General features: G+C 42.7%; 14 protein-coding genes and 1 riboswitch. Of the genes, 11 read left to right on the plus strand and 3 right to left on the minus strand.

The window, feature by feature from the left end:
* Positions 1-261 precede the first annotated feature (261 nt).
* The 8 genes from AXF17_RS04900 to AXF17_RS04935 all read left to right on the plus strand — a co-directional run bounded on the left by AXF17_RS04900 (position 262) and on the right by AXF17_RS04935 (position 6,686).
* The gene (locus AXF17_RS04900; RefSeq protein ID WP_257789619.1) at positions 262-633 is read left to right on the plus strand and encodes a methyltransferase; all 372 of its coding nucleotides are present in this window, start codon (positions 262-264) and stop codon (positions 631-633) included.
* A gap of 46 nt (positions 634-679) precedes the next feature.
* Positions 680-1,642, plus strand: a complete 963-nt coding sequence (locus tag AXF17_RS04905; protein ID WP_094234067.1) for an alpha/beta fold hydrolase — start codon at positions 680-682, stop codon at positions 1,640-1,642.
* Positions 1,632-2,969, plus strand: a complete 1,338-nt coding sequence (locus tag AXF17_RS04910; RefSeq protein ID WP_094234068.1) for an acetyl-CoA hydrolase/transferase family protein — start codon at positions 1,632-1,634, stop codon at positions 2,967-2,969. Before AXF17_RS04905 ends, AXF17_RS04910 begins: the two co-directional genes overlap by 11 nt.
* Before the next feature lie 217 nt (positions 2,970-3,186).
* Entirely contained in the window at positions 3,187-3,777 is a 591-nt protein-coding gene (locus AXF17_RS04915) for an A24 family peptidase (RefSeq protein WP_157682574.1), read from the plus strand.
* 73 nt (positions 3,778-3,850) lie between these two features.
* Positions 3,851-4,663 (plus strand): tRNA pseudouridine(38-40) synthase TruA, encoded by an 813-nt coding sequence (truA, locus tag AXF17_RS04920; protein ID WP_094234070.1) that lies wholly within the window; start codon positions 3,851-3,853, stop codon positions 4,661-4,663.
* A complete protein-coding gene (locus AXF17_RS04925; RefSeq protein ID WP_094234071.1) occupies positions 4,651-5,406 on the plus strand; it encodes a segregation and condensation protein A in 756 nt (251 codons plus the stop codon). The genes truA and AXF17_RS04925 overlap by 13 nt, the downstream gene beginning before the upstream one ends.
* Positions 5,396-5,995 (plus strand): SMC-Scp complex subunit ScpB, encoded by a 600-nt coding sequence (scpB, locus tag AXF17_RS04930; RefSeq protein WP_094234072.1) that lies wholly within the window; start codon positions 5,396-5,398, stop codon positions 5,993-5,995. The genes AXF17_RS04925 and scpB overlap by 11 nt, the downstream gene beginning before the upstream one ends.
* Positions 5,982-6,686 carry a pseudouridine synthase gene (locus tag AXF17_RS04935; RefSeq protein ID WP_094234073.1) on the plus strand — a complete coding sequence of 235 codons (705 nt, stop codon included), beginning with the start codon at positions 5,982-5,984 and terminating at the stop codon, positions 6,684-6,686. Before scpB ends, AXF17_RS04935 begins: the two co-directional genes overlap by 14 nt.
* Positions 6,687-6,819: 133 nt before the next feature.
* Here AXF17_RS04935 and AXF17_RS04940 read toward each other — a convergent pair whose 3' ends face one another.
* From AXF17_RS04940 to AXF17_RS04950, 3 genes are all read right to left on the minus strand, one after another.
* The gene (locus AXF17_RS04940; protein WP_094234074.1) at positions 6,820-7,452 is read right to left on the minus strand and encodes a cytidylate kinase-like family protein; all 633 of its coding nucleotides are present in this window, start codon (positions 7,450-7,452) and stop codon (positions 6,820-6,822) included.
* 52 nt (positions 7,453-7,504) lie between these two features.
* Positions 7,505-8,740: an alanyl-tRNA editing protein gene (locus tag AXF17_RS04945; RefSeq protein ID WP_094234075.1), complete on the minus strand. Its 1,236-nt coding sequence runs from the start codon at positions 8,738-8,740 to the stop codon at positions 7,505-7,507.
* Between the two features lie 290 nt (positions 8,741-9,030).
* Positions 9,031-10,308 carry a hypothetical protein gene (locus AXF17_RS04950; RefSeq protein ID WP_094234076.1) on the minus strand — a complete coding sequence of 426 codons (1,278 nt, stop codon included), beginning with the start codon at positions 10,306-10,308 and terminating at the stop codon, positions 9,031-9,033.
* Positions 10,309-10,455: 147 nt separating this feature from the next.
* Positions 10,456-10,557: riboswitch (SAM riboswitch) on the plus strand.
* A 109-nt stretch (positions 10,558-10,666) separates the two neighbouring features.
* Between AXF17_RS04950 and metK the strand changes: the two genes are divergently transcribed.
* The 3 genes from metK to AXF17_RS09280 all read left to right on the plus strand — a co-directional run.
* Entirely contained in the window at positions 10,667-11,857 is a 1,191-nt protein-coding gene (gene metK / locus AXF17_RS04955) for a methionine adenosyltransferase (protein WP_094234077.1), read from the plus strand.
* A 126-nt stretch (positions 11,858-11,983) separates the two neighbouring features.
* Positions 11,984-13,276 carry an aminoacetone oxidase family FAD-binding enzyme gene (locus AXF17_RS04960; protein WP_094234078.1) on the plus strand — a complete coding sequence of 431 codons (1,293 nt, stop codon included), beginning with the start codon at positions 11,984-11,986 and terminating at the stop codon, positions 13,274-13,276.
* Between the two features lie 24 nt (positions 13,277-13,300).
* The coding region (locus tag AXF17_RS09280; RefSeq protein WP_330398460.1) for an NAD(P)/FAD-dependent oxidoreductase at positions 13,301-14,073 on the plus strand (773 nt) is incomplete at its 3' end.

The raw sequence follows: 14,073 nt of genomic DNA on the forward strand, positions 1-14,073 counted from the left end.
AGATCATAATCAGATTCTCCTTAAAGTATATTGATGCTGCTGTCGATCCACAGGGCTCTCTGCCGGATGTAACCTCGTTCTACATAAACCGTCATGCGGTATCTAACTGATTAACAATGAGACAGAGAGGCTGTGGTTGGATCCTCACTAAAACCGTCTATGCGGTAGGTGAAAAAAACCAATCCACAGCATCTTCAACAGCATAGCCTAACCTGTAGAAAAGGTAAAGAAAAGGCTATGACACTATAATACGAGGTAATCATAAAAGGCTTTGATATCAATGGCAAGGCTATCGCCGCGGCAATGGCTAATGCTATGGAGGCTGGTGTCGAAGAGGATATTACCTTTAGCCGCATGGACATGCGTAAATTTAGAGCTGATGAATCTAACGGAATAATCATCACAAATCCTCCATATGGAGAGAGAATCGGAGACAAGGAAGCGATTCACAAGATATACGCACGGCTTAAAGAGATTCTTGAAAAAGATCCGACGTGGTCACTCTTCATGATTACGACAGACCGTGATGTTGAGGAAATATTTGATAGAAAGGCTGATAGAAGGCGTAAGTTATACAACGGACGACTTCAGACTATCTATTATCAGTTCCACGGACAAAAAATTTTTAAGTAAACAATATTGTCAGTATATAAAACTGCAAAGGCAAGGGACATAACTTATGAAAAAGATTGATGAAACATTTATGTCGGCAGACGCAAGGACTCCGATACATGTGAGAAAATGGGTGCCTGATGAGAAACCGAAGGCTGTTCTGCAAATTATCCATGGAATGGTTGAATTTATAGGCAGATACAGTGCTTTTGCTTCGTATCTAACAGATCATGGCTTTGTCGTTGTTGGGCATGACATACTGGGGCACGGAGAATCAGCGCTTACACCTGATGATTACGGATATTTTGGTAATCACGGCAATCAGATACTGATAGCAGATATACACGAGCTGAGAAATAGAACCAGTCAGGAATACCCTGATATTCCATACTTCATTCTTGGACATAGTATGGGTTCGTTCCTACTTCGTCAGTATCTAACGGAACAGCAGAAGGACGGAACGAGCTACTCGGAAGGAATTGCTGGTGCTATAGTTATGGGTACAGGCCAGAATAATGCATTGACACTACATGCTGGAAGCTTACTAACATCAGTTATCAAAGCGGTTAGAGGACCACGTCATAGGAGTAAACTGATTAACTCAATGGCATTCTCTTCTTACAATAAAAAGTTTAAACCAGCGAGAACACCTTTTGATTGGCTGACAAAGGACACTGAAATCGTGGATTGGTATTGCGAAGAGGAGTGGTGCAGCTTCACATTCACAGTGAATGCGTATAAAGAGATGTTTAAAGGTATTCTCAAATGCATAGACAAGAGTAGAACCAGAACTATCTCTCCAAATCTCGCCATGCTTTTTGTATCAGGGGCGGAAGATCCGGTAGGAGACTTCGGTGAAGGCGTAAGAAAAGCTTATATGCAGTATGTGAGCAATACAAAGTGCGTAGTGGATATCAAGCTTTATCACGATGATAGGCATGAGATACTAAATGAGACAGATAGAGAAGTTGTATATAATGATATAAGAACTTGGATAGACGAAAGGTTGGATGATATTAATGAACTATAGAGAAATATACAATCAAAAACTAAAAACACCTAGTGAAGCTGCGCAAGTAGTAAAGAGCGGAGATTGGGTAGATTTCGGTTGCTATCAAGGTTTTCCGGCTCTATTTGATGAGGCACTTGCTGCCAGGAAGACTGAGCTTAAAGATGTAAAAGTGCGTGCTCTACTGATAACTAAACCGCTACAGATAGCTGAGCAGGACCCAGAGGCAGAGCATTTCACATACAATTCATGGCACATGATCGGCTATGAGAGAAAGCTGTCAGATAGAGGACTCTGTAAGTTTATTCCAATGGTTTTTAGAAATCTTCCTGAATACTACAGACGTTTTCTGTCGGTAAATGTCGCAGTCATGGGAGTAACTCCTATGGATGAACATGGATACTTTAACATGTCGATGAGCAATTCGCATGCTCGGGCAGTGTTCGATGTAGCTGATGTTATCATTCTTGAGGTAAATGAGAAGTTGCCTTTCGTGCACGGGCTCGAGAATACTATACATATCTCAGAAGTAGATATGGTTATCGAAGGGGAGCATGAGGGACTGACTGAATTCCCTTCAATTGTAGCTGGTTCAGTAGAGGAAAAAATTGCAGAATCAATCGTTGATCGCATGACTGACGGAGCTTGTATTCAGCTCGGAGTTGGAGGTATGCCAGATGCGATAGGAAAACTGATCGCTGAGTCTGAACTCAAGAACCTCGGAATTCACACTGAACTACTTGTAAATGCCTATCTTGATATGTACAAGGCAGGCAAGATAACCAATTTGAATAAACATGGCATCATGAGGGGAAAGTCTGTGTTCAGTATCGCTCATGGAACCAAGGAACTTTTTGACTGGGTGGCAAATAATCCAAGCATGTGCTGTGCACCAATTAATTATGTAAACGGACTCGATGTAATCGGTGAGATAGATAATTTCGTATCCATAAATAGCTGCATCGCAGTTGATCTATTTGGACAGATTTCAGCTGAAAGTGCGGGCACTCGCCATATAAGTGGAACTGGCGGACAACTGGATTTCTTGACTGCTGGATTTAAGAATCCTAGAGCGCAGAGCTTCATCACACTACCTTCTACATTTACAGATAAAAAGGGAAACCTGCATTCTAACATCAAGCCTATATTTACTGACGGAGATATTATTACTGACCCACGGAGTCAGGCATATACTATGGTGACAGAGTATGGCATCGAAAATCTCGCTGGCGCTTCTGTTTGGGAACGTGCTGAGAAATTGATTAATCTCGCACATCCTGAATTCAGAGAAGAACTGATTAAGTCTGCTAAGGATGTAAATGTATGGAGGCGCTCGAACAAGAGGTAGTTTTGTGGATATATAGCTTATATTAGGTATTTTAAGGCGCCCTTTTGGGTGCCTTATCCATTATATTGTGTGTTATAATTAGCAAATGGATCAATATTACGTATTTATGATAATCAAAGCGGTGTTTTCGGTAGTTGCCGCCTTGCTGTTAGGCAATGGTATAGTTGTCTGGTTCAATAATATGCCTGTGAGATGGTTTCAGGAGGAGGGGGAGAGCTTGCCTCCTGCACTTATTAAAGATACTGAAAGTGAAAGACAGAGACTCGCTAGTACACCATGGAAGCTGGTATTTACAGTGTTCTTCGGAGCCAGTGGTGTATTTATGGCAGTCAGGGAGTCAGCGCAGTTCATGATTGCTGGCATGATAGTGATTTTCATTGCCTCAATGATGGCTATATGCGATGCTAAGTATAGAGTTGTACCTGACCAGCTTAACGTTCTACTTGCCGTATCTGCAGTCGGTTTCGTGAGCTTTAACGAGAAACTGCTCGAACCGCTTTATGGTGCACTAATTGGATTAGCGTTAGGACTAGCAACATATGGACTTGGGAGGATAATCTACCGTAAGACTGTAATCGGTGGTGCTGACCTTAAGTTCTACATTTCAATAGGTCTTGTGACAGGTGTTTACGGAGTGCTAGCGATATTTATTATGATTTCAGCTTTTGCACTTATCCACATCGTATACCTAAGCATAACTAAGAAATTTGATGCTGATGAGCAAAGACCGATGCTGGTCTATGCACTTCCGGCAGTTACACTATATGTGCTGGTGCTATGGGATTACCTGCCACTGGTGCTTATATAATACAATTAAATTAGAATTTGTTTACGTATCGTCTAGCGTGAGATTAAGCATATAAATATAGAGAAAGGGCAATATGTCTGAGAACAGTAAGAACATTCTTCTTAAAATTCAATACGACGGCACGAACTTCCACGGCTGGCAGAAACAGCCAGATGTTAGAACTGTACAAGGTGAAGTTGAACACGTGCTTCGCTTTATTGCTGGCTACGATGTGCCTGTAAATGGTACAAGCCGCACAGATACAGGGGTTCATGCTCTTGGACAATGCTGTTCGTTCACGTGGGATAATCCGCTTCCTACAGATAAGCTCGCAGATATTATGAACAGAAGATTTGGAGCTGGGGGTCTTGGGCGCAGCGGACTTCCCGGAGATATCAAGGTAGTTTCAGCAGATGAAGTAGATATGGAGTTTCATGCGAGATTTTCTTGCCACGGTAAGACGTATAAGTATATCGTCGATAGGAGCGGTGATATATTTGAGAGGAACCATGTTTACCATTATGGCTTCGCATTAGATCATGCGGCTATGCGTGAGGCAGCAAGATTGGCTGTTGGTACCCATGATTTTGCTTCGTTTCAGACTGCTGGGGGAATTCCTAGAGATACTACAGTTAGAACTATTACGGACATTACCATAACAGAAGAAGATAACAGAACTATCATCAGAGTTACAGGTGATGGATTCCTATATAATATGGTCAGGATTCTGGTCGGCACATTGCTTGATATAGGCACAGGCAAGAAGGAAGCCCAGGAGATGGAAGAGATAATAGCTTCTACCGATAGGAGCAAGGCGGGATTTACAGCACCACCAGAGGGGCTGTATTTGGAAGAGATTTATTTTGATGACGAATTTAAGCGTGGAGGCGGCACTTGTACAAAGTAAGAATTGATAAATTTGAAGGGCCATTCGATCTGCTGGTTTACCTGATTCAGAATGCCAAGATGGACATATATGACATCCGCGTGGCTGAAATCACTGAGCAGTATATCGGCTATCTCAAAGAGATGGGTGAGCTTAACGTCGAAGTCAGCAGCGAATTTATAGTACTAGCGGCAGTGTTAATCAGACTTAAGTCACACATGCTGCTTCCTCGTGTCAACGATGCTGGTGAAGTCGTAATTGACGAAGATCCTCGCATGGAATTAGCGAGCAGGCTTGCTGAGTACGTTAAGACTAAGAAAATTGCTGAGATGCTTCAGGAGAGACTGGAAGCCAATCAATGTATCCATGAGAAACCGGCCGAGGATATGTCGGAATATCTTGATTCACCTGACGAGCTCCTAAAGGCCGATATCGAGCAGTTCGTTAATGCGTTCAATGCATTTTTGCAGAAGAAAAAGCGAGTAGCCGATGTCAAGAAGAGGTATCAGAGAATCAAGCGTGAGCGTGCTTCGATTGAAGATCGTATAAGCTATATGGCAGCTATCATTAGGGATAAGGCTTCGGTTGGAGAGTATATAGATTTTACCGAGCTAGTGCCTGAAGAGGCGGATAGGTATGATATAACACTTTCGTTCATGTCACTTCTAGAGATGATTAAGATGCAGGAAGTTGATGCTAAACAAGAGAAAAACTATGGAAATATCAGCGTGATTAAGAAAGAGGTTCAGACAGATGTACAATGATAAGGTAATGAAATCAGCACTTGAATCGATGATGTTTGTCTGGGGAGAGCCGCTTAAGGTTAAGGACGCAGCAGAGGTTTTAGATGCTGATAAGAAGGAAGTAAAAGAGCTATTCTTGGGACGCCAGCGGGAGTATGCGATGATGGGGCGTGGAATCAGAATCAGAGAGGTTGATGGAGCATTTCAGTTCGTTACTCATGCTGAAAACGAGCTATTTATCGAGAAACTCTGTACACCGGTCAAGGTCAAGAAGCTCTCGCAGGCAGCGCTCGAGGTTCTGGCTATCATCGCTTATAGGCAGCCAGTTACTAAGGGTGAAATAGATTCTATAAGAGGTATCAAGAGCGAGAGGGTTATTGATGGTCTCATGAGCAAGGATCTAGTCGATATAGCTGGAAGGTCTGAAGGCGTGGGTCGGCCACTTCTATATAAGACGACAAATGAGTTCCTTAAGAAGTTTGGATTCACATCAATCAAGGATCTACCTGACATAACGGAGTTTGATGATATAGAGGAATACGAAGACGAAAATGCTCACGAGCAGCTATCGATTAATTTTGAAGGAGAAGCGGACAGTGAGGATAAATAAATACATTGCCTCCTGCGGTGTTACCAGCAGGAGAAAGGCTGATGATTTAATACAAGCAGGTAAGGTCGCAGTCAACGGTGCGATCATGAGAGAGCCTGGATACGATGTTCAGCCTGGTGACGAGGTTCTATGCGAGGGTAGGAAAATATCTCTAGAAGTGGGCAAGACCTACATTCTTCTCAATAAGCCGGTAGGCTACGTGACTACGACCTCGGATGATAAGAACAGGCCGACAGTTCTTGATCTTATTCAAGATGAGGATAGGAGGATTTTTCCGGTTGGTAGGCTTGACTATAATACTTCTGGGCTTTTAATTCTCACAAATGACGGTGACGTTGCCAATAAGCTCATGCATCCGTCGAAGGAACTTGACAAGACTTATCGTGCGGTTATATCGGGGATTCTTACACGCGGTAAAATTGCCAGACTAGAAAAGGGTGTAGATATAGGCGGATTTAGAACATCACCGGCTAAGGTAGAAGTTTTAAAGCATAATAGAAACTCTACTGTGGTTGATATCACTATTCATGAGGGCAAGAACCATCAGGTTCGCCGCATGTTTAAGGCTATCGATGCACCGGTTCAGACATTAGAACGAATTAAGATAGGGGAACTGGTAATTGGTAGGCTGGCAGTTGGCGGGTATAGAAAGCTTGGTCCTGGCGAGGTTGAATATTTGAAGTCGATATAGATATACTGGAATAAATGAAAATAAAGAACGCAGATGCCTATGAAGAATCGTCTCTGATTCATCCAAACATCTGCGTTTTATTTTATTGAAATGCCGAGTTAATCATCCAAAAGCTGGCATCAGATGTAGACCTCTAGTCTGGCATCATGCTTTCGCCGTGGCTCGACTCAATGTATGTCCTGATAATCTTTACTGCACCATCGATACCGGCACGACTAGTGTTGATAAGCAAATCATATGAATCTCTATCACCCCACTTGGTATCAGTGTAGTACTCATAGTATCTGCGGCGCTGCTTGTCCATCTGCTTAACGACTTTCTCCATCTGAGCAGGAGTCATATTCTTAGCTTCCTGTGCAGATAGAAGCGCTAGCTTACGCTTTACTCTATCCTCTAGTGGAGCAAATAGGAAAATACTTACGCGTGACTGGTCTCTTAATATGTAATCAGCACCACGACCAACGATTACGCAGCTATCCTCGGCAGCAATCTCTCTGATAAGCTTGTATTCCTCCGCCTGAATCTTGTCGTATGGAGATGGCTGATACAGCTCGATACCTGAAAATAGGGCACTAGCTGCAAAATCAGGTGCCTTCTCCTCGTTATTCTTAACATACTCCTCGTGGAATCCAGTTTTCTGAACTGCCATGCTGATAAATTCGTTGTCGTAGAACTTGATGCCCAGTTCGTTAGCAAGTCGCTTGCCAACCTCGTGACCACCGCTACCAAATTCTCTTCCGATTGTTACTATGACTTTATTTGACATAACATCGCCTCCTTAAGCTGATTATAACATAATCTATCGATAATTAACCAACTTATAAATTCTGTTTTATTGCCTCTATAAAGGCTGTTAAATTATCCTTGCTATCAAATTGTGCTCTTGCATTATCGTCGCGTCCACCGCCTTTACCGCCAAATTCCTTGGCGTGTTCCTTTACGAGGGTGCCGCAATGGTATGACCCGTCGGAAACGAGCATGAGCGTGTGTGAAGGAGCATTTGCAAGAGCAAGCAGTGGTTTGTTTCCTTCGATCAGCTCCAGAGCCTTAAATCCGAGCTTCTGCAGGTCGTTAGGGGAGATGCTGTCATATTCTCTATACACAAATTTAAAGTCTGGTTCGTAGTTATTCGCAATAGACTGTGCTTCAGCGATGCGGACATACTCTGCTAGGTGTGCTCGTTCGGCCTTTAGCTCTGCCTCTTCCTTATCCCTCTTACTTAGTGCGCTCATGAGGTTCTCGGGTTTTGATGAAAATTTTTCAGCTACCTCAGTTAGAATCTTGTGTGACTCACGATAGTGGAGTAGCGCATTTCTGCCGCAGTCGAAATATATTCTCGTCATACCCTTGTTAGGCTCTGCTTTAAAAATCTTAATAATACCAACTTCACCGCTCGTAGCAGGGTAGGTGCCGCAGCACGCACAGCAGTCAAATGGCTCCTTTGGATCACCAACTGTCACAATTACGACGTTTCCATCGACTTTTTCATTAACAGCCTTTCTGAGGGGCATATCATTGGCAGCCCCAACTGAATCGAAATGATGAGCCTGAATAGGTAGGTTTTCCCATACGGCTTCGTTGGCTAAAGTCTCAGCTTCTTCGAGCATCTCTGCTGTCATAAGCTCGCCGCCCAGATCGATGTCTATAGTTATATAATTCTGTCCCATGTGGAAGCCTTTATTAGCTCCCTTATAAAGTTTGTAGATCGCGCCGCTAAGTATATGCTCGCCGTAATGTCTCTGCATATTTGTAAAACGGAACGTCCAATCAATCTCCATTACGACCACATCTCCGATGGCAAAAGGAACCTTGTCCTTGGTGTAATGTGCTACAGCTTCATCTGAATCATGGGTGTCGTAGATAGTCACTGTTTTGCTGCTATCGTCGGATAGATGGATAGTTCCTCTATCGCCAGGTTGACCACCGCCTTCTGCAAAGAAAATAGTTCTATCGGTTATGATTTCGGTTCTATCTTTGGCGATAATTATACCAGTTATTGTCGCCTCGAGTGTTTTTAAGTATTGATCACTGTGGAAAACTTTTTCTGTTTTCATATTTCCTCCATGTTAAGCTGTTCTTTCACAAATCGAACAAAATTATGTAAAAATATTTTTTGAAACTGTTGATAACTTCTCTTGACATCTCGAATTATAATCGCTAAGCCTTGAAATTTACGAATTTGAGCTTATCAACTTATCCACTTTGACATGTTGAAAAGATTGTATACGATTTTTGACTTTTGTGTGGATAATTCGTGATGTGTGCATTTTATTAGGAATCGAGCGATGTGGATAACTTGTATCAAATCTATAAGTCAAAAAAGAACAACCGTTGACAAATAAAATTAGTCATTATCCTCAGGACTATAAATCATCTCACTGAACATCGCTCCAGGTGTCTCAGAAAAGCTCTTAAATACTTGAGTTTCTAACTTATATCTGCCCTTTAGCTTAAGCTTATTTGCATTCATACTTCTCCCGATATCTGCTTCCATATTGGTTATCTTGATGATGTCATGACTCATTACCACGAGTTCGCCATTAGGGGTTAGAAGGTATGCCCCATATAAATCATGATTCATAAAATAGTTAGATGAATCCACGTGATAGTTGTCCTTGTTGTAAAGGACATATATGATTCCGTTAGGGGCTGGCGTCATCGAGGCGTCTGCCCCGAAGACGGAATCTTCCAGATCGAATGCTTCTGCAGGCACTGTTAATTCGTACAGTGTGATATACTCGGCCTGCTGGAGCTGGAGCGCTGCCTCATAGCTTGAGATGTGCATCAGGGTAGTCACTTCGAACTCTAAGATGTGGCGTGTTCGCGTGAGGCTGCGCGGTGACAGCGTGATCAGCGCTTCACCATAGATATATGAATCGGAAAGCGCTGTGAATCTACACTTGTACACTGTCGCTTCTCCGGTAGGAGTAGCGGCAGTGGTTGCTTTTGATATTTTATTTCTGACTAACTCAGCAAGACCAATTTCCTTAAACCTACTTCGCTGCATCTCGCTAATGCTTACATCCCCGAGGAATGAAGCACCATGATAATCTTTATCAAGCATTCTCATCAGAAAGTAGTTGATAAGTTCAAATGAGGTGAGAGGGGACTTGCAGACCAACTGCTGTCCTTCCTTACTCTTCTCTTCAAAGCCAGCACCTTCATAGAGCAACTTACAAGATGCCTCTTTCATAAGGTTTAGTCGCATCAGTGTTTCCTTACGAAAAACCTGAATAAATAATTCGTGACTTTCATAATATTTTTCGTTAGTCGCTACAACCTCATCGATTAGTTGCACCATTGTAAAGAACGGGATCTTAACTTCAATGCCGCCAAGACTACCTGATATGCGTTTCCATTCGGACCTGACTTCACGTCCACCTTCTGGATTATCCGCATTCGAGAATATCTCACGGTAGTCATCTACACCATATTCAGAGAAATCAAGATGAATCAGCTGGAATAGCTTATCCTTGCTTCCGTCCTTTGCAGTCCACGACACCTTCATCGAGACAACGCCCATCAGTCGCGTGTTAGTAGCTATACACGAGTCAAAGCGATAGTCCAAGAAATGATTATATTTATTTGAAAGTTTACCTTCTACAACTCTTAGTTCGGGCATGTTTAATCTCCTTATTAATCCATAACATCTTAATTATACCAAAACTGAACTGAAATCTCGCACCCGATAGCATTTTTCTAAAAAAACCATGATGTGTACTATCTGCAACTTGACACTCGCCAAAATACATATATAATACTTTTGAAATCCTTATTAAGAGCGAGTGAGGGAATGGGCCCGGCGAACTCGCGGCAGCATCGCATATTGCGGTTGTGCCAAGTCCCACAGGCAAAGCCTGAAAGATGAGGAGACATATTCATATATAGATGGAAATTGTCTCTTCGTGCATGTGGCTCATGCTGAAGAGTTTTTTGTTTTGTATAGAGGACAGATTAACGGCTGTCCAGAGGAGGTTGTCATGAAGAAACTATTTACATCAGAGTCGGTTACAGAAGGTCATCCTGATAAAGTATGCGACCAGGTTTCGGATGCGATTCTTGACGCAATACTTGCCGAAGACCCACATGCTCACGTAGCATGCGAGACTGCAACTAAGACAGGGTTTGTGCTAGTATTTGGCGAAATTTCTACTACCTGTACAGTTGATATCGAAGGCATTGTTAGAGATGTTGTAAAAGGCATCGGATATGATTGCAGTGAAGTTTGCTTTGATGGCAACACTTGTGCTGTGCTCGTAAGCATTGAGGAGCAATCACCAGATATTGCTATGGGTGTAAATGAATCATTTGAGATCAAGGAAGGCACTGAAGCTGGCGATGATGCCATGACTGGTGCTGGAGACCAGGGTATGATGTTTGGATTTGCTTGTGATGAGACAGAAGAACTCATGCCAATGCCAATTTCACTTGCCCACCAACTAGCAAGAAAACTTGCAGAAGTTAGAAAGGATGGTACACTAAACTACCTAAGACCAGATGGCAAGACTCAGGTTACAGTTGAGTACGATGATGACAGGGTTGTACGAGTAGATACTGTGGTAATTTCTACTCAGCACGATCCAGATGCGACTCTCGAACAGATTAGACGTGATATGGTTGAACATGTAATTAAGCCAATCATTCCTGCTGAGTTAATCGACGATGAGACAAAGATATATGTGAATCCTACTGGCAGATTCGTAATCGGTGGTCCTAAAGGTGACTCCGGTCTGACTGGACGTAAGATAATCGTTGATACTTATGGTGGATACGCTAGCCACGGTGGTGGTGCTTTCTCTGGCAAAGATCCAACTAAGGTTGATAGAAGTGGCGCATACATGGCTAGATATATTGCAAAGAACATCGTCGCTGCTGGACTTGCTCGTAAGTGCGAGATTGAACTTGCTTACGCAATCGGTGTCGCAGAGCCAGTTTCTGTATACGTAAATACTTATGGAACTGCAAGCCTCAAGGACGAGGATATCGCTAAGCTGGTAAGGGAGAACTTCGATATGAGGCCTGCTGCTATTATCAAGCAGCTTGACCTCTTAAAGCCAATCTACAGATCACTAGCTGCTTACGGTCATTTCGGTAGGGATGCACTCGGCGTTAGATGGGAAGACACAGATAAGGCTGAGCAGCTAAAGGCTTCAGCAGAAAAGTTCGCATAGGATAAAGCGAATAGTTAAACTTAATAATTATAAGACTTATAGGCTAATACAATCATCAAAGCATGTTTGTGTTAGCCTATTATGATATAATTTGTATTGATTTTATATAAATGAAAAGGTTTAATTATGACTCAGAAGAATAAGAGAAGACAGGTAGCGTCAAGCAGAGAGTCACTACTTAAATCTCTAAGATGCGACATTTTAATCATCGGTGGTGGTCCCGCGGGAATGGCCGCAGCGATAAGCGCCAAGCGAAGCAATTCTAAGCTTGATGTGGTTCTGGTTGAAAAAAATGAAATTATGGGGCGTAAGCTTCGTGCGACAGGTAATGGAAGATGTAATATAACCAATGTAAACGCGGAAGGGTTCAACGAGGTTATTAAATTTTTGAGTTCAATCGGTATAGTTACCAAGATTAACGATAGAGGGTTTCTGTATCCCGTATCTGAGTCTGCGGCAGATGTTTCAGACCTACTTGAGCTGAGGCTAGAACAGCTCGGTGTAAAGGTATATACGGGAGTAACTGTCGATGACATAGCTCATAATAGTGATGACCAAGTGTTCGAAACAGTAGTTAATAAATTGGATGATGAAGCCTATAGCTGTAACCATACAGTAAAATCTATCGCAATTATAGTTGCTGTAGGTGGGAAATCTGCACCAGTGTATGGTTCAACCGGGGATGGATATAGATGGCTAAGGGAGCTAGGTCACACAGTTACGAGACTAGTTCCTTCGCTTGCACCCATAGAATGTGGTGATATGGATTTATCGAAGCTTTCTGGCATTAGAGTTTCTGCAGAAGCGAAGCTATTCAAAGACGGTGAGGAAATCCATAGAGAAGACGGAGAGGTTCAGTTTACTAAGTTTGGACTGTCTGGAATCTGTGTATTCAACCTGTCTAGGATGATGAGGTTTGAGTCTGGTGATACATTTGATAGCTTTGAGATAGAACTGGACCTATGCCAAGATTTGGACTTGCAAGATGTGCTTAAAGAAGCAGCTGAGAGAGCGGATGCCGTGTCTTACGAATCAAGCAAGCACGAGAAGCTTGTGGATGTGTTCAAGACTGTTTTTAAGGAAGGGCTTGCACATGAAGTGATTAGACAGGCTGGACTTGCGGCGGATGAAGATGCTGAAGTACTGCTGGCAGAATCAAATCGCGAAAAACTTGTGGCAAGTGCAAGAGCACTTAAATTTAACCCAACAGGGCAGAAAGGCTGGAAAGACGCACAGTGTACTTCAGGTGGTGTAGCAAATACAGAAGTTGATGATGCGACATTTGAATCGAAGCTGGTTAGCAATTTATATATAGTTGGTGAGATTCTAGATTATGACGGTTTCTGCGGTGGATACAATCTAAATCATGCGTTCCTATCTGGAAAGCGTGCAGGGACAGCTGCATCTGACAATATATAACTTTAAGAATAAAAAGGGTACATTATGGAATCAAGAATTATAGATAGAATCTGGCGCGGCGGCGATGAGCGCGGCAAGTACTCGTACAGGGTTAGCGAAGTAAAGTTACCTGTAGGAGGAGAAATGATAGATTTGCCAGCGAAAATTGCGAAGCAGCTCTCGTTAAAAGCATCAGATATTATGACTTGGGAAGTTGCCCGAGAGTCGATAGATGCGCGAGATAAGTCGCAAATATTTATGGTATATACCGTAGATTTTACGACGAGAATTCAGGTTGCTCCAAAGATTGCTAAAAAGCATAAGTGCAATGTTCATAAGCCAATTGAGAAAATTGAACCGCTGTCTGGAAGTGAGACACTGACAGGGCGTCCGGTGATTGTAGGATTTGGCCCTTGCGGTATTTTTGCGGCTCTGGAGCTAGCACAGAATGGCTATAGACCGATAGTAATAGAGCGCGGAAAAGGCATGTCTGACCGTGTCAAGGATGTAGAGAATTTCAAAAATAAAGGCTTGCTTAACGAAGAATCAAATATCTTATTCGGCGAAGGTGGGGCAGGAACCTTCTCTGACGGAAAGCTCACGAGCGGCATCAAAGATCCGAATATAAAGTTCGTAATGAAGACTTTTGCAGGTGCAGGTGCAGGAGATGAAATCATTTACAAGCATAAGCCACATATAGGTACAGACGTACTACGCGTTGTAATTGTAAGGCTTAGAGAACAGATAATCTCCCTAGGAGGCGAAGTTAGGTTCGGAACAAAGCTCAGCGACATAACGATTTCAAATGGCGAACTCAA

It is taken from the genome of Mogibacterium pumilum (genome assembly GCF_002243385.1).
Taxonomy (GTDB): Bacteria; Bacillota; Clostridia; order Peptostreptococcales; family Anaerovoracaceae; genus Mogibacterium; species Mogibacterium pumilum.

What these genes read in the sequence shown, in the direction of transcription:
- AXF17_RS04905 (WP_094234067.1), top strand. Translation starts at nt 680, where the DNA reads ATGAAAAAGATTGATGAAACATTTATGTCGGCAGACGCAAGGACTCCG.
- AXF17_RS04910 (WP_094234068.1), top strand. Translation starts at nt 1,632, where the DNA reads ATGAACTATAGAGAAATATACAATCAAAAACTAAAAACACCTAGTGAA.
- truA (WP_094234070.1), top strand. Translation starts at nt 3,851, where the DNA reads ATGTCTGAGAACAGTAAGAACATTCTTCTTAAAATTCAATACGACGGC.
- scpB (WP_094234072.1), top strand. Translation starts at nt 5,396, where the DNA reads ATGTACAATGATAAGGTAATGAAATCAGCACTTGAATCGATGATGTTT.
- AXF17_RS04940 (WP_094234074.1), bottom strand. Translation starts at nt 7,452, where the DNA reads ATGTCAAATAAAGTCATAGTAACAATCGGAAGAGAATTTGGTAGCGGT.
- AXF17_RS04945 (WP_094234075.1), bottom strand. Translation starts at nt 8,740, where the DNA reads ATGAAAACAGAAAAAGTTTTCCACAGTGATCAATACTTAAAAACACTC.
- AXF17_RS04950 (WP_094234076.1), bottom strand. Translation starts at nt 10,308, where the DNA reads ATGCCCGAACTAAGAGTTGTAGAAGGTAAACTTTCAAATAAATATAAT.
- metK (WP_094234077.1), top strand. Translation starts at nt 10,667, where the DNA reads ATGAAGAAACTATTTACATCAGAGTCGGTTACAGAAGGTCATCCTGAT.
- AXF17_RS04960 (WP_094234078.1), top strand. Translation starts at nt 11,984, where the DNA reads ATGACTCAGAAGAATAAGAGAAGACAGGTAGCGTCAAGCAGAGAGTCA.